A 21,038-nucleotide genomic window follows, 5' to 3' on the forward strand; every position below is an offset into this window, starting at 1 on the left:
CGCCTGCAAGACCGGAGTTTCCCGACACTTGTCAATTGCGTATTACGCCAGCCAACGACCGCTCATCGGAGCGTTTAATCCCTCCACGTCATCGCACGTTTACACCCGTGAGAAATGTGAAAAAAATGTCGGAAACCTCCTACTTTTCCTGCGTGGCAAGGTGCCATTTGTATTATCATCTGCGCCAAATTTATTGAGCATTTTTCATCAGGTACGCACTGATTGCGCCTGATAGCTTTGCGCGCTCGTTATGGATATCCGCTGTTTTTTATGGACAATGCCGCTCACCCCCGCCGCGCTTTATTGATTTTGTCTAAAGGCGCGCAACAAATCCCTACCCTCCCAGCCCTGCTGCCTGAGTACCGGCTGTTGTGTGGCTCGGTGGGTGACGTCGGCCAGGCCGATGAGGTGCTTGCGTGGGGTCGTAAACCGAGTGCGTTGCGGGCGCAGGTGGTGGCGAGTGAAGCCGGTTTGCCGCTGCTGAGTGTCGAGGATGGTTTCCTGCGTTCGGTGGGCCTGGGTGCCGACGAGCCGCCGCTGTCACTGATTGTCGATCCGCTGGGCATCTATCACGACGCCCGTCACCCTTCCCGTCTTGAACAACTGATCCCGACGCCGCTCACTGAAGCGCAGCGTTTGCGAGCCGTTGCCTTGCAAGCCAGTTGGTGCGCGGAGCGCGTGTCGAAGTACAACGACGCTCGCATCGAAACCTGCCACTTGCCGCAGCCCTGCGTGCTGGTCGCCGATCAGACACGCGGCGATGCCTCGCTGCAAGGCGCTACCGCCGCTGACTTTCAGCGCATGCTTGAAGCTGCCCTGCGTGAACATCCGCACAGCACTGTGGCGGTGAAGGTGCATCCCGATGTGGTGGCCGGCCGCAAGCCAGGTCACTTTGACCTGGCGGCGCTGCGCAAGCATCCGCGGGTGCATCTGATCAGCGAAAACGTGCACCCGGCCGAGCTCATGGAGCAGGTCCAGGCGGTGTACGTGATGACTTCGCAACTGGGTTTTGATGCGCTGTTGTGGGGCGTGCCGGTGCACACTTTCGGTATGCCGTTCTATGCCGGGTGGGGTTTGACCGTCGATGCCTTGCCGGCGCCCGAACGTCGCCAGCCCGTCAGCCTTGAGCAATTGCTGCACGCAGCATTGGTGGAATACCCGCGTTATGTCGACCCGGAGACGGGTGCGCCCTGCCCGCCCGAGACTGTCATGGCCTGGCTTGGTTTGCAGCGGCGGATGCGCAGTCGCCTGCCGCACGACTTGCAGATGGTGGGCTTCAGCAAGTGGAAGCAGCCATTGGTGCAGGACTTCTTCAACGGCTCATCCACGCGGTTTGCCGCCCGCCCCAAGCGTTCGAAGCCGCCGGCAATGGTGGTGAGTTGGGGTTGCCAGCACGACCTGGCGCTCACGCAACAGCACAACACCACTCACCTGGGCCGCGTCGAAGACGGTTTCCTGCGCTCCGTCGGCCTGGGCGCCAACAAAACCCGGCCGCTGTCCTGGGTGTTCGATGACCTCGGTATCTACTACGACGCCACGCGTCCATCGCGTCTGGAACAGCTCTTGCAGAACGAGCCGTGCTCGCCTGGGTTGTTGCAGCGGGCAGCGGCGCTGCGCGAAGCGATTTGCACGGCCGGGGTGACCAAATACAACCTGCCGGGCACGACGTGGAAACGTCCGGCGGGGGTGACGCAGGTGATTCTGGTGCCGGGGCAGGTTGAGTCCGATGCCTCGATTCGCTATGGCGCGCATCGCATCCGGCGCAATCTGGATTTGCTCAAGGCGGTGCGCGAGCGCCATCCGATGGCGTGGCTGTTGTACAAGCCGCACCCGGAGGTGTTGGCCGGCACGCGCGAGGCTGGCGAGGACGAAGCGCACACCAACCGATGGTGCAATCAGGTGGTGGGTGACGTGCCGTTTCACGAGTTGTTGTCCGAGGTCGACGAGGTGCATGTGCTGACCTCGCAATCGGGTTTCGAGGCGTTGTTGCGTGGCGTGCCGGTGACCACCTACGGCCAGCCGTTTTATGCCGGTTGGGGGCTGACGCGCGATCACGACCTCAGCCCGCAGGTCCAGGCGCGTCGCACCCGGCGCCTGAGCCTGGATGAACTGGTGGCGGCCACGCTGATTCGTTACCCGGTGTATGTCAGCCGCAAGACCCGAAGATTTACCACCCCCGAACGTACGCTTATCGAGATTCAGAACTGGGATGAAGTACCTACGCAAGGAAGAACTCCAACATGGCGAGAGATGATTCAGCGTTTGCTCCTTACCGTCTTGAGACCGTTGCCAAGGAAATCGTAGTGCCTTCGCAGCAGCGTTCCCGACACCTGTTTTCGGTTAAACCGCGCAACTCGTTCCTGTTTTTGCAGGGCGTCAGCTCGCCGTTTTTCGCACGCCTGGTCAAAGCCCTGCGGGCCGAGGGCCAGTGGGTCAAGTCGGTCAACTTCAACATGGGCGACACCCTGTACGGCAGCGGCGCGCGCGTGTTTTATTCGGCGCGCCCCGAGCAGTTGAAAGACTTCTACAGCCAGTGCTTCAAGGCCGACCAGATCACCGACGTAGTGCTGTTCGGCGACTGCCGCCCGGTGCATCAACCGGCGGTGGAACTGGCCAAGGCCCTGGGCATTCGTGTGCACGTGTTCGAGGAAGGCTACTTCCGCCCGTACTGGATCACTCTTGAACGAAATGGCGTGAACAATCACTCGTTGCTGCCGCGCGACCCGGATTGGTATCGCGAAGTGGGCAAGTACATCCCGCGCTATCACAACGGCAATTCGTTCCGCCTGTCCTTTGCCTCCCGGGCTTTTCACGATGTGATGTATCACGTCGGCGGCGCGCTGAACAAAGTGGCATTCCCCCATTACAAGACCCACGCACCGTTCAACGCGGCCGTGGAGTACGCCGGTTACATCCGCCAGGGCCTGCGCCTGGTGAATGCCCGCGGGCGTGATTCGGAGGTGATCAGCGAGGTGGCGCGCAACCGTCAGCGCACCTTCCTGCTGCCGCTGCAACTGGACAGTGATGCGCAGATCCGCGATCACTCGCCGTTCAAGCACATGAAGGATGTGTTGAAACACGTGATGGGCTCGTTCGCTCGCCATGCCGGCAGCGATGCGCGGCTGGTGGTCAAGAACCACCCGCTGACGCCGGGCATCATCAACTATCACCGCATCACCCGACGGATCGCCGACAAGTTCGGCATTGCCGACCGCGTGGACTTTCTCGAAAGCGGGCACATGCCGACGCTGCTGTCGCACGTCGCCGGCGTGGTCACGGTCAATAGCACCGTGGGCGGTTCGTCGCTGATGCACAACGTGCCGACCATCGCCCTGAGCGATCCGATCTACAACCTCAAGGGCCTGACCCACCAAGGCGGCCTCGATGAGTTCTGGGACAACCCGGAGCCTCCCGACTCCACGCTGTTCCAACGCTTTCGCAGCACGGTCATTCACACCACGCAGGTCAACGGCGGCTTCTACACGCGCTGCGGCATCGACATGGCGGTGAACAATTCCCTGGAAGTGTTGATGGCCAAAACCTCGAAAATCGAACAGTACCTATGACCTCGCAACACTCTCCACGCTGCATTCTGATCACCGGTGCCACGGGCGGCATCGGTGGTGCGCTGGCACCCGCCTACGCACAACCGGGGGTCACGCTGATCCTGCAGGGCCGTCGTCTGGACCGCCTCGAAGAAATGGCCGCCCAGTGCCGCGCCGCCGGTGCCCGCGTGTTGCTGCAACCGCTGGACGTTCAGGACCTGGAGGCCTTGCGCCGCTGGATCACCGAGATCAGCGCCACTGAGCAACCAGACCTGATCATCGTCGGCGCCGGGGTCAACACCTCCACCGGCGACAATGGCGAAGGCGAAGTCTGGGAGTTGTCCCAGGCGCTGATCGAAATCAACGTGCTGGCCGCCCTTGCCACGGTGCAGGCGGCATTGCCGGCGATGCGCGCGCGCAAGTCCGGGCAGATCGCCGTGTTCAGTTCGCTGGCCGGTTGGCGCGGGCTGCCGGCCACGCCGAGCTACAGCGCCAGCAAGGCCGCGATCAAGGCTTATGGCGAAGCCATGCGCGACCTGGTGGCACCGGACAACGTGAAGATCAACGTGATCATGCCCGGCTACGTCGAATCGAAAATGTGCTTTGAAATGCCCGGGCCAAAACCGCTGCTGTGGACACCGGACAAGGCGGCGCGGCGAATCCAGCGCGGGTTGGCGAAGAACCAGGCGCGCATCAGCTTTCCGTTCCCGCTGAACCTCGGGTGCTGGGCTCTGGGGGTTATCCCGCCACGACTGTCGTCGATCATTTTGCGGTGGCTGGATTACGGTGCCTGATTTTTTGAATAACGCTTTTTATCTGGTTGTCACGGTGGGTTTTGTCCTGTCCTGCGCCATCGAAATGTTGCTGGTGCCGCGCACCGGTTGGTCTCGCCCCTTGCGCAGCTGGCTGCTGCATGGCGGCGTGTGGCTGTTCGCTGTGGGCGTGCTGTACCTGATCACCGGTCGCGCCTGGTTCAGTGCGGTCAATGTCTTGGCCCTGTGGCTGTTGATCGTGTTGGTGAGCAACGCCAAATACCATTCGCTGCGCGAACCGTTCGTGTGTGCCGACTTCGAATACTTCAGCGATGCCGTGCGCTTTCCGCGCCTGTACCTGCCGTTTTTCGGTATCGGCAAGGCCATTGGCCTGGCGCTGTTGTTTATCGCCTACCTGGCGTGCGGGTTGTATTTCGAACCGGTGGGCAACAACGCTCGCCTCGTCGCCGGCGGTACGCTGCTGGTCGGGCTAGCGCTGTTGATGGTCGGTGGACGGCAACCGCTGCGGCCGACCTTCGACGCCAGCCACGACCTCGGTCGCTGGGGTTTGGCGGCCAGTTTGTGGACGTACTTTTTCGCCGCCCGACGCCCGGTGCCGATCCAGCAACTCGACTCGGCGTTTGCCGCAGACCTGCCGCGCCCGGCGCCTGACCGTGTATTACCGGACTTGGTTTCGGTGCAAAGCGAATCGTTTTTCGATGCGCGCCGCGTGTGGCCGGGCATTCGTGCGCAGGTGCTCAGCCACTTCGACACGTTGCGCGGTGAAGCGCTGGCCCACGGGCGCCTGCAAGTGGCCGCCTGGGGCGCCAACACCGTTCGCACCGAGTTCGCCTTTCTCACCGGGATCAAGGTCGATCAACTCGGCGTGCATCGCTTCAACCCTTATCGTCATCTGGCGCGCCAAGGTGTGGCGAGCGTTGCCAAGGCGCTCAAGCGCCAGGGCTATCGCACGGTCTGCGTGCATCCTTATGTCGGCAGCTTTTATGGTCGCGACAAGGTGCTGCCAGCGCTGGGCTTCGATGAGTTCATCGACGTTCGCCGCTTCACCGAACAGCAGAAGGCCGGTCCGTTTATTGGCGATTGTGCGGTGGCGGACAAGATCAGCGCGCTGCTCGATGACCCTTCGCGCACCCAACCGCTGTTTATCCATGCCATCACCATGGAAAACCACGGCCCGCTGCACCTGGAAAACGTCGACGCCGACGACCTGCCGCAGTGGTTCGACCGCCCATTAACGGATGGCCTGCGCGACCTGGCGCCGTACGTGCGCCACTTGAGCAATGCCGACCGCATGCTCGGCCAATTGCGCGAGCATTTCCTCGCACGCAGTACGCCCACCGGGCTGTGTTTCTTCGGTGACCATGTGCCGATTTTGCCCGACGTGTATGGCGCCCTCGGTGAACCGGATGGCGATACCGAATATTTCATCTGGTCCAACGTAACGCCGCGTGCCAGTGACGCCGCGGACCTGGGTGTCGAGCATCTGGCGAAGGCGTTCGTCGATCATCTGGCCGGCACTGCCAATGACTGAAACCCGGAGTGGGCCGGTGCGCGTGGTCCTCGCGTCCAGCCTCGCGCAGCCCGACGCTGCGGTAGCGCGCTGGATCACCGCCGGGCGCAGTTCGTTGGCGTTCATCCTTGGCGATGAAGACTGCCGCCATCGCCTGCTCGCCCACGCGATCAACTGGGACCGGGTGCTACTGGCCTATCGCGCGGATACCGCGGTGGGTTACGCCTCCTTCAAACATCAGCGCCGCGGGCCGTTTTCCCCGGGCATTCAACCCTTCTTGCGCGAATTCGGGCGACTGGGCGGCGCATTGCGCTATGGCTTGTTCCTGATCAGCGAATGCCGCGAGTGGTACTACGGTTTTTACCTGTACGGTTTGCACGTGCGCAAAGGCGCTCGACGCCAGGGCGTGGCCAGCGCCTTGCTGCAGGGGGCGACTGATCAGGCATTGAGTGTTGGCCACACGAAAATCGAGCTGGAAGTCCAGGTGAAGAACACGCCTGCCCAGGCGTTTTATGCGCGCCACGGTTTCAGGTCGATGCACACTTTTCCAACGAACGGGCTGAGCCGCGTGTTGCCCTTCCCGGCCGTCATCAACCTGCGCCGCACGTTGTCGCCCCTGCCATGAGCCATTCCGATATGAATCGAGCCACAGCCTTTGAATCACTGGTCGAGGGCCCCGGCTGGGTCGGCATCATGTCGCAATGGGTGATGTGGAAAGTCCATCATCTGGAAGAGTTTCTTGACCCCGAGGGTGCGCCGCAATGGCTGTGGCGCCGTGGCCAGCGGCGCCCCGAAGGCTTGAAGGCAATTGCCGGGATTGGCTACAAGAGCTCGTCTGATCATGCGCGGGTGTTGTGCAAACGCTGGGGCATTCCCTACGTTGCGCTGGAGGATGGCTTCCTGCGTTCTTCATCGCTGGGCGTTGAGGGTGATACGCCGATGTCGATGGTGGTCGATCCCATCGGCATTCACTACCTGGCCGATCGCCCGTCGCGACTGGAAAACATTTTGCAAACGCCGCACACCTTGAGTGCTTCGGAGTTGACGACGGCGCGGGAGTTGATTGCCCTGATGCGCAGCAGTGGCATCGGCAAATACAATAACGCGCCGGACTTGAGCGACGACGATCCGCTGGGCCGTGACAAGCCGCTGATTTTGGTGGTCGACCAGACTTATGGCGACTTCTCGATTCCCGGCGGCGGGTTGTGTGAAGCGGACTTCATTCGCATGCTCGACGAAGCGTTGGCGCAACACCCCGAGGCGGACGTGCGGGTGCGGATTCACCCGGACTGCATCGATGGGCACAAGAAGAGTTGCCTGCTCGACGCCGCCCGCGAACGCGGTGTGACACTGGAAAGCCGCCATGTGTCCTGGGCCTCGCTGGCGCGACGGGCGCAGCGGGTGTATGTCGGCACCAGCCAGGCCGGGCTTGAGGCGTTGATTCAGGGGATCCCGGTCACCTGCTTTGGCTTGCCGTTCTATGCCGGCTGGGGCCTGACTGATGATCGCCTGGACATCCCGCGCCGCCAGGCCCGTCCGAGCCTTGAGCAACTGGTGGCGGCGGCGTACATCCGCTACTGCCGTTACGTCGATCCGTTGACTGACCAGCGTTGCGACGTCATGACCGTGGCCCGGCAACTGGCCCGGCAAAAACACCAGGACAGCCAGTTCGCGGGGGCATTGACCGTGGTCGGTGTGCCGCGTCGGCAGCGACCGCTGATCAAGGCCCAGCTCAAAAGCCGCTGGGGCCGGGTGACGTTCGCCAGCGATAGCGCCGGGGTGATGCAATCGGTGGCTGGCGACACAGACAAGCTGCTGGTGTGGCACGCCAGCGAAACTGGCCATCTGCAACCCCACGGCGTTCCGCTATGGCGCATCAGCCCCGGCGTGCTGCAATCACCGGACGGTGATGAACAACCTCTGACGCAGATTCGTGGCATGCCTTGCAGCCCGCAACAGGCACAGCAACATAAAGCCCGTTCCCTGCTCGACAGTTGCCCTCGTTATCGACAGATTCGCCGATACCTTACGCGCTTGGTGTGATGGTGCCTATTTGGCCGCGTACAAAAAAGCCTGTGCACGCCGCAGCCCCTGTAGGAGCCGGCTTGCCGGCGAAGGCAGTCTTGAATTTTGCATCGCTCTTTCGGCCGTCTTCGCTGGCAAGCCAGCTCCTACAAAAAATGGATTCGTGCCGCCATTTTTCGTAACGACACGGACCTTGTAGGAGCCGGCTTGCCGGCGAAGGCGGTGGTCCTGTCACATCCAGACCAAAACCTTTGCAATGCCTTTCCCTGCGCGCACTAGCCTTATCCTTTTCGACCAAAAAAAGGAGGGCAACGGATTGCCCACTCGCTCACACGCCAACCACCTGCGCACCGGACGCTATTCACAAACCGGGCAGATCTATCTGCTGACCGCGGTGACCCATCGACGCGAACCGCTTTTTCGTGACTGGCGCGTAGGCCGTCTGGTGGTGGATCAATTTCGCCAGGCGCAGAAGGAGGAACGGGCCAACTCCCTGGCCTGGGTGGTCATGCCCGATCATTTTCACTGGTTGCTCGAACTCAGGGACAGCACATTGCCGGGATTAATGCTGGCCACCAAATCCCGCAGCGCCAGAGCCGTGAACGCAGGCACCGCCCGCGAGGGGAAGTTGTGGCAGAAAGGTTTCCACGACCGGGCGATTCGTCGTGAAGAGGATTTGCAGGCCGTCGCCCGGTACATCGTTGCCAACCCGATACGCGCAGGACTGGTCACACGGGTACATGACTACCCGTTGTGGGATGCCATCTGGTTGTAGTTGAAACTTGCTGCACCCTTGCGGCCGCTTTCGCTGGCAAGCCAGCTCCTACAAAAAATGGATTCGTGCCGCCATTTTTCGTAACGACGCGGACCTTGTAGGAGCCGGCTTGCCGGCGAAGGCGTCTTTGAATGTTGCGTCGCCCTTGCGGCCGTCTTCGCTGGCAAGCCAGCGCCTACAAATAACGGCTTCGTGTCGCCGTTCTTGTGGCGACGCGGACCTTGTAGGAGCCGGCTTGCCGGCGAAGGCTTCCTTGAATCTTGCATCGCCCTTGCGGCCGTCTTCGCTGGCAAGGCAGCGCCTACAAATAACGGCTTCGTGTCGCCGTTCTTGTAACGACACGGACCTTGTAGGAGCCGGCTTGCCGGCGAAGGCTTCCTTGAATCTTGCATCGCCCTTTCGGCCGTCTTCGCTGGCAAGCCAGCGCCTACAAATAACGGCTTCGTGTCGCCGTTCTTGTGGCGACGCGGACCTTGTAGGAGCCGGCTTGCCGGCGAAGGCTTCCTTGAGTCTTGCATCGCCCTTTCGGCCGCTTTCGCTGGCAAGCCAGCTCCTACAAAAAATGGATTCGTGCCGCCATTTTTCGTAACGACGCGGACCTTGTAGGAGCCGGCTTGCCGGCGAAGGCTTCCTTGAATCTTGCATCGCCCTTGCGGCCGTCTTCGCTGGCAAGCCAGCGCCTACACAAAAAGTGGCAACATTCGTTGGTGGGTCAGAGCTTTCGCAGCTCTTGCGCAACGATGGCGACGGTTTCGGCGATTTGTTCGGGGGTGTGCAGGCACGACACGAAGAAGCGCACGCGGGCGGACTTTTCCGGGACGGCCGGGTGCAGGATCGGTTGGGCGTTGATCCCGCGTTGGGCCAGGGCGCCGGATAATTGGGTGGCCTTGAGCGAGCTGCCGGTAATCACCGGAATCACCGCCAGCCCGGTGCTGGTGCCGGTATCGAGCCCGGCCTCGCGGGCCAAGGCGAGGAACTGTTGGCCGCGTGCCTGCAAGGTCGCCACGCGCTCGGCATCACCGGCCATACAACGCACCGCCGCCAACGCGGCAGCCGCCACCGAGGCCGGCATGCCGACGCTGTAAAGAAACCCCGGCGCCATGAATTTCAGGTGCTCAACCAGCGCCGATTCACCGGCAATGTAGCCACCGCAACTGGCCAGCGTCTTGCTCAGGGTGCCCATCCAGATGTCCACGTCGGTGCCTTTCAAGCCGAAGTGCTCGCGAATGCCCTTGCCGCTGGCGCCCATCACGCCGAGCGAATGCGCTTCGTCGACCATCAGGAACACCCGGTGCCTGTTTTTCAGCTCGACGAATCGCGGCAGGTCCGGGTAGTCGCCGTCCATGCTGTAGATGCCTTCCAGCACCACCAGCACCCGCTCGAAATGTTGGCGCTGATCGCTGAGCAAGCGGTCGAGCGCTTCCCAATCGTTGTGGGCAAAGCTGAGCCGGCGCGCACCGGATAATTGAATCCCTTGCAGCACGCTGTTGTGGATCAGCTCGTCGTGCACCACCAGGTCACGCGGCCCGAACAGGTAGCCGATGGTCGTGACATTGGTGGCATGGCCGCTGACGAAGGTGATCGCGTCATCGACCTCATACAGCTTGGCCAGCTCGGCCTCCAGTTCACGATGGATCGGCCGGTCGCCGGACACCAGGCGACTGGCGGACACCGACGTGCCGTACTGATCGATGGCCGCCTTGGCCGCTTCGGCAACCGCCGGGTGGCCGGAGTAACCCAGGTAGTTGTAGCTGGCGAAGTTGACGAAGCGCCGCCCCTGGATCGTGGTTTCGGCTCCCGCCAGGCTTTCGTGCAACTTGAAGAACGGGTTGGCCAGGCCGAAGCGTGCCGCGCCGTCGCGCATGATCCGCAACTGCTGGTAACCGGGGTGCTGATCGAAACGATAGAACTGTTCCGGCACTGCCCGGGCATTGCGGCCAACCTGCGCCAGCGAGGCCGGTTGCGCGCCCTCGCTGCCTTGCCGCTGACGGCGCTCCAGTGCTTGCTGGATCAGCTTGTCTTTCATTGAAGCGCCAAGCCCGGATGAACTTTTAGTGGTCATAGTCAGTGTCAGTCGATCAAGCGAGTAAGGTCGGAGTCGTGGTTGCGCACACCGTCGCTGACCTGGGCCAGTTCGGCCTCGGACAATTGGGCGCCATGGCGCGCCAGCGCATCGGCGGTGAGTGCCTGCAAGTTGTCTTCGCTGGCGGGTTCAGCGTCGCTGTCGTGTTGGCTGCGCAGCAGTTCGAGGATGCGCACGGTGAGCTTGGCGATGCTTGAGGTTTCGCTCAGCTCCATCACCGGCAAGCGAATGCCGAAGCGTTCTTCCACCGCCACCACCAACTCCACGCTCATCAACGAGTCGAGCCCCAGTTCCTGCAGCGGACGGCTGCTGTCGAGTTTGCTGGCCGGAATGCGCAAGATCTCACTGATTTCCTGCTTGAGCATTTCGGCAAACAGCTCGGTGAGTTCCTGATCATTCATTTCCAGTAACAGGCGCTGAATGTCATCGCTGTCTCTTTCCTCGTCCTGCTCGCCGCTGTGCAACCTCGCCAGCTCTGTGAACTTCGGTGCACCGGCCGCCGGCAGGAAACGCGACAGGGCTTTCCAGTCGAGTTCCAGCACGCCCAGCCCGGAACGCCGTTGCAGCAACAGTTGCTCGAGGGTATCGAGGGCCGCTTGCGACTGCAGGGCTGCGCCGCCCATGCGACTTTGCAGGGCGTCCTTGATGTCTTGGTTGCGGGCGAGGAAACCGGCGTCATCGATGGCGCCCCACAGCACCGCGGTCGCGGGCAACCCTTGCAACAAGCGGTGACGGGCCAATGCTTCGAGCCAATGGTTGGCCGCCACGTAGTTGGCCTGCCCCGGATTGCCGAACAGGGTGGTCGCCGAGGAGAACAGCACGAAGAAATCCAGCGCCAGGTGCGAGGTCAGTTCGTGCAGGTATTGCGCGCCCTTGGCCTTGGGTTCCAGCACCCGTTGCAATTGCTCCTGGCTGAGGTTGCGAATCAGGCCGTCGTCGAACACGGTGGCGGCGTGCACGATGCCCCGCAGCGGCTTGACCGAGGCCTCGATGCTCGCCAGCGCGCTGCGCAATTGAGCGCGGTCGGTGATATCGCATGCCAGCGCCTGCACCGAAATGCCTTGCTCGCGCCACTCGGCCAGCGCCGGTTGCGCCTCTTCGGTCGCCGCACCGCGACGGCCGAGCAGCACCAGGTGACGCGCACCCTTCTCCACCAGCCATTGCGCCGTGCGCAAGCCAAAACCGCTGAGCCCGCCGGTCACCAGGTAGGTACCCTCGGCGGCCAGTTGCAAGACTTGAGCCTGTGCCGCCGGCGCCTGGAACACTTGTTGGATCGGCGTGCGGTAGGTGACGACGATCTTGCCGATCTGCCGGGCCTGTTGCATGTAGCGGAAGGATTCGACGACGTCGTTGGCGTCGAATTCGCGGTACGGCAACGGGCTGAGAATGCCGTCGCGGAACAGCTGCATCATGTCGCCGAACAGGCGTCGAGTCAGCTCCGGGCGCTCGCTCATCAACTGGTCGGCGTCGATGCCGAAATAGCTGATGTTGTTGCGAAACGGACGCAGGCCGATCTTGGTGTTCTGGTAGAAGTCGCGCTTGCCCAGCTCCAGGAAACGCCCGAAAGGCTTGAGCACTTGCAGGTTGCGATTGATCGCCTCGCCTGCCAGGGAATTGAGTACCACGTCGACGCCACGGCCGGCGGTGATCGCCAGAATTTCATCGGCGAATGCCAGGGAGCGCGAATCGAAGACGTGCTCGACCCCGAGCAGGCGCAGGAAGTCGCGTTTCTCGTCGCTGCCGGCGGTGGCGTAGATCTCGGCCCCGCACCACTTGGCGATCTGGATCGCGGCAATCCCGACGCCACCGGCGGCGCCGTGGATCAGGATTTTTTCACCCGGCTCAAGGCGTGCCAGGTGATGCAACGCGTAGTACACGGTGAAGAACGTGCTCGGGATGGTCGCTGCGGCCTCGAACGACATGCCTTCAGGGATCAACGCCACGGCGTTGGCATTGGTGGTCAGGCGGTTGGCGAAGCTCGACGGGCCGAAACCCACCACCCGGTCGCCTGGCTGGAAATCACCGACGGCCCGCTCACCTTTGCCCTGCACCACGCCCGCGAACTCGAAGCCCAGGGTCGGCCCGGAGAAACCGTTTTCGATGGCCTCATCGGAGAGCAGGCCCAGCGCGTACATCACGTCGCGAAAGTTCAGGCCGGTGGCGCGCACTTCCACTGTCAGCTCATCGCCCGCCGGCAGCTGCGCCTCGTGGGCTTCCCAACGCAGGTTGCGCAGTTGGCCCGGCAGTTCGAAACCGAGGCTGACCTGGCGCGTGCCCTGTTGTTCAACAGGGCCCGGCGCTTGATCGGGACGCACGCGCAGACGCGCCACGTAACGATCGCCACCGGCGCTGATCGCCAGTTCGGTTTCGTCATCGGCATTGAGCAATGCCGGTAGCAGCGCCTCGACGCCAGCACCCTCGGCCATGTCCAGCAGGCGCACGCGGCAGGCTACCGATTCATTGGCCAGCGTGCGGCCAAAGCCCCACAGCGCGGCATCGGCCAGCGAGGTCATGCCGCCGACGACTTGTTCAGCCGTTGGCAACAAATGCACCGCCGCGCCACGAGTCAGCAACCAGCAATCCGGCGCGACGCCCGCCTGCTCGCAAGCCTGGGTCAACTGTGCCGCGAGCATGCAGCGCTCGGCCTGATCGTCCAGCCCCTGGGTGCCGAACAGGCCACTGAGCATCAACACATGCTGCGGAGCCGGGCCTTCGCGCAACTGCATGGCCATGGATTCAACGGCTGCCGGTGCCAGCCATTCGACCTGTTGCCCTTGCTCGATCAGGGCCGAGGCCAGTTGCCGGGCGAAGGCGCTTTCGCTGCTTTGCCCGTCAGCCACCAGTAACCAGTTTTGCGATTGAGTCGCCGGTTGCGGATCGACACTCGCGGCGCTATCGGCGACACCGACCAGCACATAGCCGCCACTGGAAGTTGCCGGGGTGAACTCCAGCGCGTCATCGACGCTCAGGCCGTGACGACGCAACTCTTGCTGCCAGAAACCCGGGCGTTGTTGCAGCGACAGACGCTGCTGCGCTGGCCCTTCCAGCCACCACGACGATTGAGCACCAAAAACGAAGTCGGCCCAGCGCGCCGGGTGCTGCGCCAGCAACATCAATTGGCCGCCGGCCGACAAGCGCGCCACGCCATGGCGCAGGCCTTCGCTGATCACGTCCAGCGCAGCCAGGTCGGTGGCCGCCAGGACCAGGTCAAACTGGAGGGCAGGCACCGCCGGCAATTGACCGGCTTCGGCCAGCGTCAGCAGTTGCAAGTCCGGGTATTCGGCCTGAAGCAGGCTGGCCGGGTCCAGATCGTCGGCGCTGTATTGGTAATCGACGCGGTCGAAATCCAGCTGCGCACACAGCTGCGCAGCGAACGGCGCGCCGCCGAAACCCAGCTCGAGAATCCGCAGGCGCTGGCCTGCCGGCAACACCGCCAGGCGTTGCGCGATGTGCTGTTTGATCGCGTCGAGCAGGGCGTGATAACCGCTGGCACCGATGACCTGGCGCGCCAACTGCGCCGGCGAGGTTTCCCTCGGCAGCAACGTTTCCAGTTGCACGGTGCCGCTGAGCAAGCCCAGCAGGTGAATGCCGACGCGCCCAACCGAATGAATGATCTGGAAGTGCTCTGGATAACTGCGGAACAGTTCCTGCCAGATGTCCTGGGCGCTGGCCCGCTCGTCCTGTCCGGCCACTTGCCAGGCATCGCCCACGGCGACCAGCTCGCCGTCATCCAGCGCCTGTTCCAGCAGATGATCCAGATACTCCGACAACGACTGTGCATCGGCTAGCCAGGTGGCACGCTGGGCCGCGCTGAGTTGCCCACCGAGTGACTCGATGGCCTCCAGCACGAAGCTGCCACACAGGCTGTCCAGCAGCGGGTCGACTTCCTGGCTGTAACGCAACAAGGTCGGCTCGTCGGCCACCGCTGCCAGGCTTTGCGCCAGCGCAGTGCGCAACGGTGACGATGCCAGCGCCCGAGCGCGCTGCGGATACGGTTTGGCAACGCCGGCGAAATCCACCAGTTTCTGGTCGCCGCTGCGATCCTTGTGCAGTTTGACGGCGCGGAAGCGTGCGTCTTTGATGCAGATCACGGTACGCCCGTGGGCGTCGTACAAGGTGAAGTCCGCCAGCAACGAATGCTCGGAACGACGCACCAACCGCACCTTGGCCAGTGACGGCGGCAGGCTGCCGGCGGCGAAATTGATCCGCCCCAATTTGACCGGGATGAACGCCAGGCCGTTGCGCGCCTTGGGGTCGCGGCTGAGCAATGGGGTGATGAGCTGGAAGGCACTGTCCAGCAGCGCCGGGTGCAGGTGCAAGGTCGCCAGTTCGATGCTGATTTCGCTGGGCGCACTGAGTTGCGCCAACACCTGGTCGCCATCGATCCAGCCGGCTTCGATCGCCTGGTAGGCCGGGCCGTAATTGAGGCCTACGGCGCAGGTCAGTTGCAGATGTTCGGTACGGGTGAAGTCCGGGGCACGGCTTGGCAGCACCGGCGCCGGCTCATTAAGCAACACACCGCGGGCCTCGCCCGGCAGGCGCGCGACCACGTGCTTGGCCCACGGCTCTTCCTGGGTGATGCTGCGCGAGGCGATGGTCACCGCACCGTCGGCGCTGTCGACCTGTACCCGCACGCGCTTGCTCGAATCGGCATGCAGCACCAGCGGGCTGTGAATTTCCAGTTCTTCGATATCGACGAACTCGCCTGGCTGGCAGCACTGCGCCGCGGCCAGCACCAGCTCGGTGAAACCGGCGCCTGGGAACAACACCGCGTCGCCGACCTTGTGGTCTTCGAGCGACGGGAACAGTTGGGTGTCGAGCCGATTGTCCCAGGTCTGCTCATGCCCCGGCACCGGGTGCCCGAGCAGCGGATGAATGCGGTCCTGGTACAACGCCCGGGATGATTCCGGGGTGTCGCCGTGCCAGTGCCGTTCACGCTGCCACGCATAATTGGGCAGGCGGACGAAGCCGCCGGTGTGCGGGAACAGGCACGACAGGTCGGTTTGCGCGCCACTGATCAGTACCTTGGCGACGGCGCGGGTGATCAATGACGGCGCATCGTCGCCACGCGACAGTGTGCCGATGACCACGCCTTGCTGATCGTGCGCGGCCAGGGCATCGGCGACGTAGCTGCGCAGGATCGGGTGCGGGCCGACTTCGACGAATACGTTGTAACCCTGCTCGCACAGGGTTTCACTGGCGGACTGGAACAGCACCGGGAAGCGGATGTTCTGCCACCAGTACTCGGCGTCCAGACGCTCGCCGTCCAGGGCGCCGCCGGTGACCGTGGAAATCATCGGGATCCGGCAGGCACGCGGGACGATGTCACGCAGTGCCTCTACCACTGGCTCGCCGATGACGTTCATGGCCGGCGAATGGAAGGCATAGTCCAGGCCCAGGCGACGGACGAACACCTGGCGCTCGGTCAACACCTGCTCAAGGCGTTCGAGGCCGGCCAGCGAACCGGCCACGGTGGCGCCGCGGGCACTGTTTTCCCCGGCGACCACCACGTCTTCCAGGCCGAGCTCCTGCAACAAGTCGGCGGTGGCACTGCCCGACAGACCCACGGCGGACATCTGCCCGGAGCCGGCGGTCAACCCTTGCAGGCGGCTGCGATGGAAGATCACCCGGGTGGCGTCCTCCAGCGTCAGCGCACCGCTGGCCCAGGCCGCGGCGACTTCACCGACGCTGTGGCCCATCACCACTTGCGGCACCACGCCAAGGCTGGCGAGCATCCGGGTCACGCCGACTTGCAGGGCAAACAGCGCAGGCTGGGCGATTTCGGTGAGGTGATAACGGTCCTCGCCGTACTCGCCCGCCAGATCGCCGAGCAGCGAATAACCGGCCAATGGCTGGAACACGGCATCGATCTCGCTGACCGCGGCATGGAACACCGGATCGGTGAACAGGTTCTTGCCCATGCCCTGCCACTGCGAACCATTGCCGGAGAACACGAACACCGGCCCTTTGGCCTGGTCCAGTGCGCGGCCGCTCTCGACCACCGAACTCAAGGCCGAGACGGCCGGGTCGAGGGCGAAATCCAGCAAGGCCTGGGCGCTGTGCTGTGTATCGTGATCGAACACCACCACACGCTGCGCATGCAGGTCGCGACGGATCATCGCCTGATAGGCCACGTCATACAGGCTCGAGGCCGGGTGATCGCTGAGATGCTGTGCGATGCCTTCGGCCATGGCGGCCAGGGCCACGCTGTCCTTGGCGGTGACCATCAATGGCACGGCCTTCGATGCAGCGGCCGGTGGCGGCGTTTCAGGCGTGTGGCTTTGCAGGATGACGTGGGCGTTGGCCCCGCCAAAACCGAATGAGTTGACCCCCACCACCAGCGTGCCGTCAGGCTTGAGGGCGTGGTTGCGGGTGGCGACATTGAGGTTGAGTTCGGCGAACGGAATTCGCGGGTTGAGGTTCTTGATGCCGATGGTGGCCGGAACCTGGCGCTCGGTGACGCAGTACAGCGCCTTCATCAAGCCGGCGACCCCGGAGGCCGCTTCCAGGTGACCGATGTTGCTTTTGATCGAACCGATCAGCAGCGGCTTGTCGGCGCCGCGCACCTGGCCCAGGGCGAGGCCGATGGCACGGCTCTCGATCGGATCGCCCACCGGGGTACCGGTGCCGTGGGCTTCCAGGTAATCGATGTCGGCCGGGGAAATCCCGGCACTGGCGTAGGCCTGGGTCATCAGCGCTGCCTGGGCATCGGCGCTCGGCACCGTCAGGCCGGACTTGCGCCCGTCGGTATTGACCGCACTGCCGGCGACCACGGCGAGAATCTGGTTGCCGTCGGCCACGGCCTTGTCGTAGTCCTTGAGGTAAAACAGCCCTGCCCCTTCGGAACGCACGTAGCCGTCACCGGCTTCGTCGAACACGTTGCAGCGCCCTTTGCGCGACAACATCGAGGCCTTGGAGAAAATCAGGAAGCCGAACGGGTGCAAGTGCAGGCTGACGCCACCGCTCAGTGCCTCGTCGATCTCGCCGCTCTGAATCGCCTGGCAGGCCTGGTGAAACGCCACCAGTGACGAAGAACAGGCGGTGTCGACGGCCATGCTCGGGCCGTGCAGGTCATAGAAGTACGACAGGCGATTGGCGGCAATGCTGAAAGTGTTTCCCGTGGCCGTGGACGCATCCACCAGCGACAGGTCATGGGACAGGCGATACGCGTAATCGGTGCTGGCGATGCCCAGGTACACGCCGCAGCGGCTGCCCCGCAGGCTGGACGGCTTGACGCCGGCGTTCTCGAACACTTCCCAGCCCAGCTCCAGCAACAGGCGCTGCTGAGGATCCATGATCGCGGCTTCGCGGGGCGAAATGCTGAAGAAGCCTGCGTCGAAGGTGGAAATATCCCCCAGGGTGCCGGCAGCAAAGGTGTAGGACGTGCCGGGGTTGGCCTTGTCCGGGTGGAAAAACGCATCGCGGGACCAGCGGGAAGGGTCGACCTGCGTGATGAAGTCATGCCCTTCCAGCAGGTTCTGCCAAAAAGTTGCGTGAGTGGAGCCGGGAAACCGGAAGGAAGCCCCAATAATTGCAACTTTTCTACGCATGACTTGATCCACCATTTTTATTTTCCTGGCGCCAACGCCATCACCTCGTGCGATGGGTGCATCGAACAGCTGCGGATGTCCGATAAAAGCGCAGGAAATTTACTGAATTCAGTTAGTTGATAACTCTGTTCTTATCGTTAGGGAGTCGCCGGAACCCCCGCCGTCTCGACCGCGAACCTTCATGGGGTTACACACGGGAGCCATGGCGAGGGGCGCGAAATGATACGCGGAGCGGCCCTTCAGGGAAACCCTGATGAGCCCGTAATCCTATTGGTTGGATCCATATTTCCTACAGGCGGTAGGCCGCGCATCTGACAACAAAAAATAAATTCAATTAAACCGTCCCACGGCCGACAACCCGTCAAAGCCTTGCGGACAGAAAAAGCCATGCGTAACAACCAGCCAGTCACACAACGCGAGCGGACCTTCCCGGCTCAGCAACGGTTGATCTCCACCACCGACGCCAAAGGTGTGATCACCTACTGCAATGACGCCTTCGTCGACATCAGCGGGTTTTCCCGTGAGGAGCTGATCCGCGCGCCGCATAACCTGGTGCGTCACCCCGACGTCCCGACGGCCGTCTTCGCGCACATGTGGGGCACACTCAAACAAGGCTTGCCATGGATGGGCATTGTCAAGAATCGCTGCAAGTCCGGTGACCACTACTGGGTCAACGCCTATGTGACACCGGTCTTCGAAGGCAATCAGGTGATCGGTTACGAGTCGGTGCGGGTCAAGCCCAGCGCCGAGCAGATCCGCCGTGCCGAAGCGCTCTACCAACGCATCAACCAGGGCAAGTCGGCGATCCCCTCCACTGACAAGTGGCTGCCGATCCTGCAGGACTGGCTGCCGTTCATCCTGGTCAGCCAGTTGAGCTTCATGATCGGCGCGACGCTCAACTCCCACTGGGGCTTTGCCCTGGCGGCGGGGTTGTCGGTGCCGCTGGGACTGATGGGCCTGCAATGGCAGCAGCGCGGCCTCAAGCGTTTGCTGCGCCTGGCCGAGCAGACCACGTCCGACCCGCTGATCGCGCAGATGTACACCGACAGCCGTGGCGCCCAGGCGCGCCTGGAAATGTCCATCCTCAGCCAGGAAGCACGCCTGAAAACCTGCCTGACGCGTTTGCAGGACACCGCCGAACACCTGACCGACCAGGCCCGGCAATCCGACGCCCTGGCGCACAACAGTTCCAGCGGCCTGGAACGCCAACGCGTCGAGACCGAGCAAGTGGCGACCGCCGTCAACCAGATGGCGGCCACCACCCAGGAAGTCGCCAGCCACGTGCAACGCACCGCTGACGCCACCCAGGAAGCCAATCGCCTGACCGGTCGTGGCCGGGACATCGCCGGGGAAACCCGCGAAGCCATCCAGCGCCTGTCGGTGGTGGTCGGTGAAACCGGTGTGACCGTGACCCAACTGGCCAAGGACAGCAATGAAATCGGTGGCGTGGTCGATGTGATCAAAGGCATCGCCGACCAGACCAACCTGCTGGCGCTGAACGCCGCCATCGAAGCGGCCCGCGCCGGCGAGATGGGCCGTGGTTTTGCGGTGGTGGCCGATGAAGTCCGCCAATTGGCGCAACGCACCAGCGAGTCCACCGGACAGATTCATGCGCTGATCGCCAAGCTCCAGCAAACCGCCAGCACCGCGGTGCAAACCATGGAAGCCGGGCATCGCCAGGCCGAAGAAGGTGTGGCGCGGGTACTGGAAGCGGACCAGGCGCTGGTGGGGATCAGCGAAGCGGTGGCCAACATCACCGACATGACCACCCAGATCGCCGCCGCGACCGAAGAGCAAAGTGCGGTGGCCGAGGAAATCAGCCGCAACATCAGCAACATCTCGGAACTGGCAGACCAGACCTCGGTACAGGCGCAGAACTCGGCGTTGTTGAGTGAAGAGCTGACCAAGACGGCGAATACCCAGTATTCGTTGGTGGAACGGTTTAACCGCTGAGCCGGGAGATCGCCTTCGCTGGCAAGCCAGCGCCTACAGGATTGCGGCCGGACGCAAATGCCGGAAATGCCACATAACCCTGTAGGAGCTGGCTTGCCGGCGAAAGGGCCCTGCCAGCCAACCCAAAACCTCACGACAGGAATGTAGCCACCTTCTGCGCCGCAGACGCCAGATGTTGCTCATGGGTAAACCCCGAAGCCTTCAACGGCTTCAGATCATGATCCCCCGCCGCCAGCCAGAACACCTCGATACTCGGCGATAGCGCGTACCCTTCGACCGCCTCCCGATTACCCAATGCATCCCGTTCGCCCTGCACGATCAACGTCCGCGTCTTCAAGCCCGCCAAATGCTCGACCCGTGGCTTCTGTGGTTTGCCCACCGCATAAAACGGATAGCCCAGGCACACCAACGCATCCGCCTCCAAATCATCGGCCAACAGGCTGGCCATGCGTCCGCCCATGGACTTGCCGCCGATGGCCAGCGGCCCAGTGACATGGCGTCGCACCTGGGCATACACCTCGCGCCAGCATTCCAGCAGTTTCGGTGCCGGGTTCGGTGGGCGTTTGCCACCGTCGAGGCGCCGTTGCGCCATGTAGGGAAACTCGAAGCGCAACACGTTCACGCCAAGGGCTGCGAGGCGTGCAGCCATGTCGTTCATCCAGTCACTGTCCATCGGTGCGCCGGCACCATGGGCGAGGATGAGCGTCGCCGAAGCCGGGCCGGATTCCGCGTTCCAGAGCCATCCGTGATCGCGCACACATTGCGCCCATTGATCCCCGTCAATACCGGCCTTGTGCCCTTTGTCCATGCTTGCCTCGCTTTAA

11 protein-coding genes are annotated in these 21,038 nt (G+C 63.0%); 8 read left to right on the plus strand and 3 right to left on the minus strand.

Annotated features, from left to right (window positions below; translation table 11 throughout):
- The first annotated feature begins 270 nt into the window (after positions 1-270).
- The 7 genes from J1D76_RS05005 (at position 271) to J1D76_RS05035 (ending at position 8,628) form a co-directional block, all read left to right on the plus strand.
- Entirely contained in the window at positions 271-2,304 is a 2,034-nt protein-coding gene (locus tag J1D76_RS05005) for a capsular polysaccharide biosynthesis protein (protein ID WP_421137365.1), read from the plus strand.
- Complete coding sequence (locus J1D76_RS05010; RefSeq protein WP_421137301.1) at positions 2,304-3,566, plus strand: capsule biosynthesis protein; 1,263 nt, start codon at positions 2,304-2,306, stop codon at positions 3,564-3,566. The genes J1D76_RS05005 and J1D76_RS05010 overlap by 1 nt, the downstream gene beginning before the upstream one ends.
- Positions 3,563-4,339, plus strand: a complete 777-nt coding sequence (locus tag J1D76_RS05015) for an SDR family NAD(P)-dependent oxidoreductase (RefSeq protein ID WP_421137302.1) — start codon at positions 3,563-3,565, stop codon at positions 4,337-4,339. Before J1D76_RS05010 ends, J1D76_RS05015 begins: the two co-directional genes overlap by 4 nt.
- 4 nt (positions 4,340-4,343) lie before the next feature.
- A complete protein-coding gene (locus tag J1D76_RS05020; RefSeq protein ID WP_421137303.1) occupies positions 4,344-5,849 on the plus strand; it encodes an LTA synthase family protein in 1,506 nt (501 codons plus the stop codon).
- Positions 5,842-6,453, plus strand: coding sequence for a GNAT family N-acetyltransferase (locus tag J1D76_RS05025; protein WP_421137304.1), 612 nt, complete (start codon positions 5,842-5,844; stop codon positions 6,451-6,453). The genes J1D76_RS05020 and J1D76_RS05025 overlap by 8 nt, the downstream gene beginning before the upstream one ends.
- Before the next feature lie 11 nt (positions 6,454-6,464).
- Positions 6,465-7,871, plus strand: coding sequence for a capsule biosynthesis protein (locus J1D76_RS05030; protein WP_421137305.1), 1,407 nt, complete (start codon positions 6,465-6,467; stop codon positions 7,869-7,871).
- A 298-nt stretch (positions 7,872-8,169) separates the two neighbouring features.
- Positions 8,170-8,628 (plus strand): REP-associated tyrosine transposase, encoded by a 459-nt coding sequence (locus tag J1D76_RS05035; protein ID WP_421137306.1) that lies wholly within the window; start codon positions 8,170-8,172, stop codon positions 8,626-8,628.
- Between the two features lie 712 nt (positions 8,629-9,340).
- Here the strand turns inward: J1D76_RS05035 and J1D76_RS05040 are convergent.
- Complete coding sequence (locus J1D76_RS05040) at positions 9,341-10,690, minus strand: aminotransferase class I/II-fold pyridoxal phosphate-dependent enzyme (protein WP_421137307.1); 1,350 nt, start codon at positions 10,688-10,690, stop codon at positions 9,341-9,343.
- Between the two features lie 8 nt (positions 10,691-10,698).
- A complete protein-coding gene (locus tag J1D76_RS05045) occupies positions 10,699-18,261 on the minus strand; it encodes an SDR family NAD(P)-dependent oxidoreductase (protein ID WP_421137308.1) in 7,563 nt (2,520 codons plus the stop codon).
- 387 nt (positions 18,262-18,648) lie between these two features.
- Between J1D76_RS05045 and J1D76_RS05050 the strand changes: the two genes are divergently transcribed.
- Positions 18,649-20,214, plus strand: coding sequence for a methyl-accepting chemotaxis protein (locus J1D76_RS05050; protein WP_421137309.1), 1,566 nt, complete (start codon positions 18,649-18,651; stop codon positions 20,212-20,214).
- A gap of 130 nt (positions 20,215-20,344) precedes the next feature.
- Here J1D76_RS05050 and J1D76_RS05055 read toward each other — a convergent pair whose 3' ends face one another.
- Entirely contained in the window at positions 20,345-21,022 is a 678-nt protein-coding gene (locus J1D76_RS05055) for an alpha/beta family hydrolase (protein ID WP_421137310.1), read from the minus strand.
- Positions 21,023-21,038: the final 16 nt, after the last annotated feature.

The organism is Pseudomonas sp. NFX15 (genome assembly GCF_049132105.1).
Taxonomy (GTDB): domain Bacteria; phylum Pseudomonadota; class Gammaproteobacteria; order Pseudomonadales; family Pseudomonadaceae; genus Aquipseudomonas.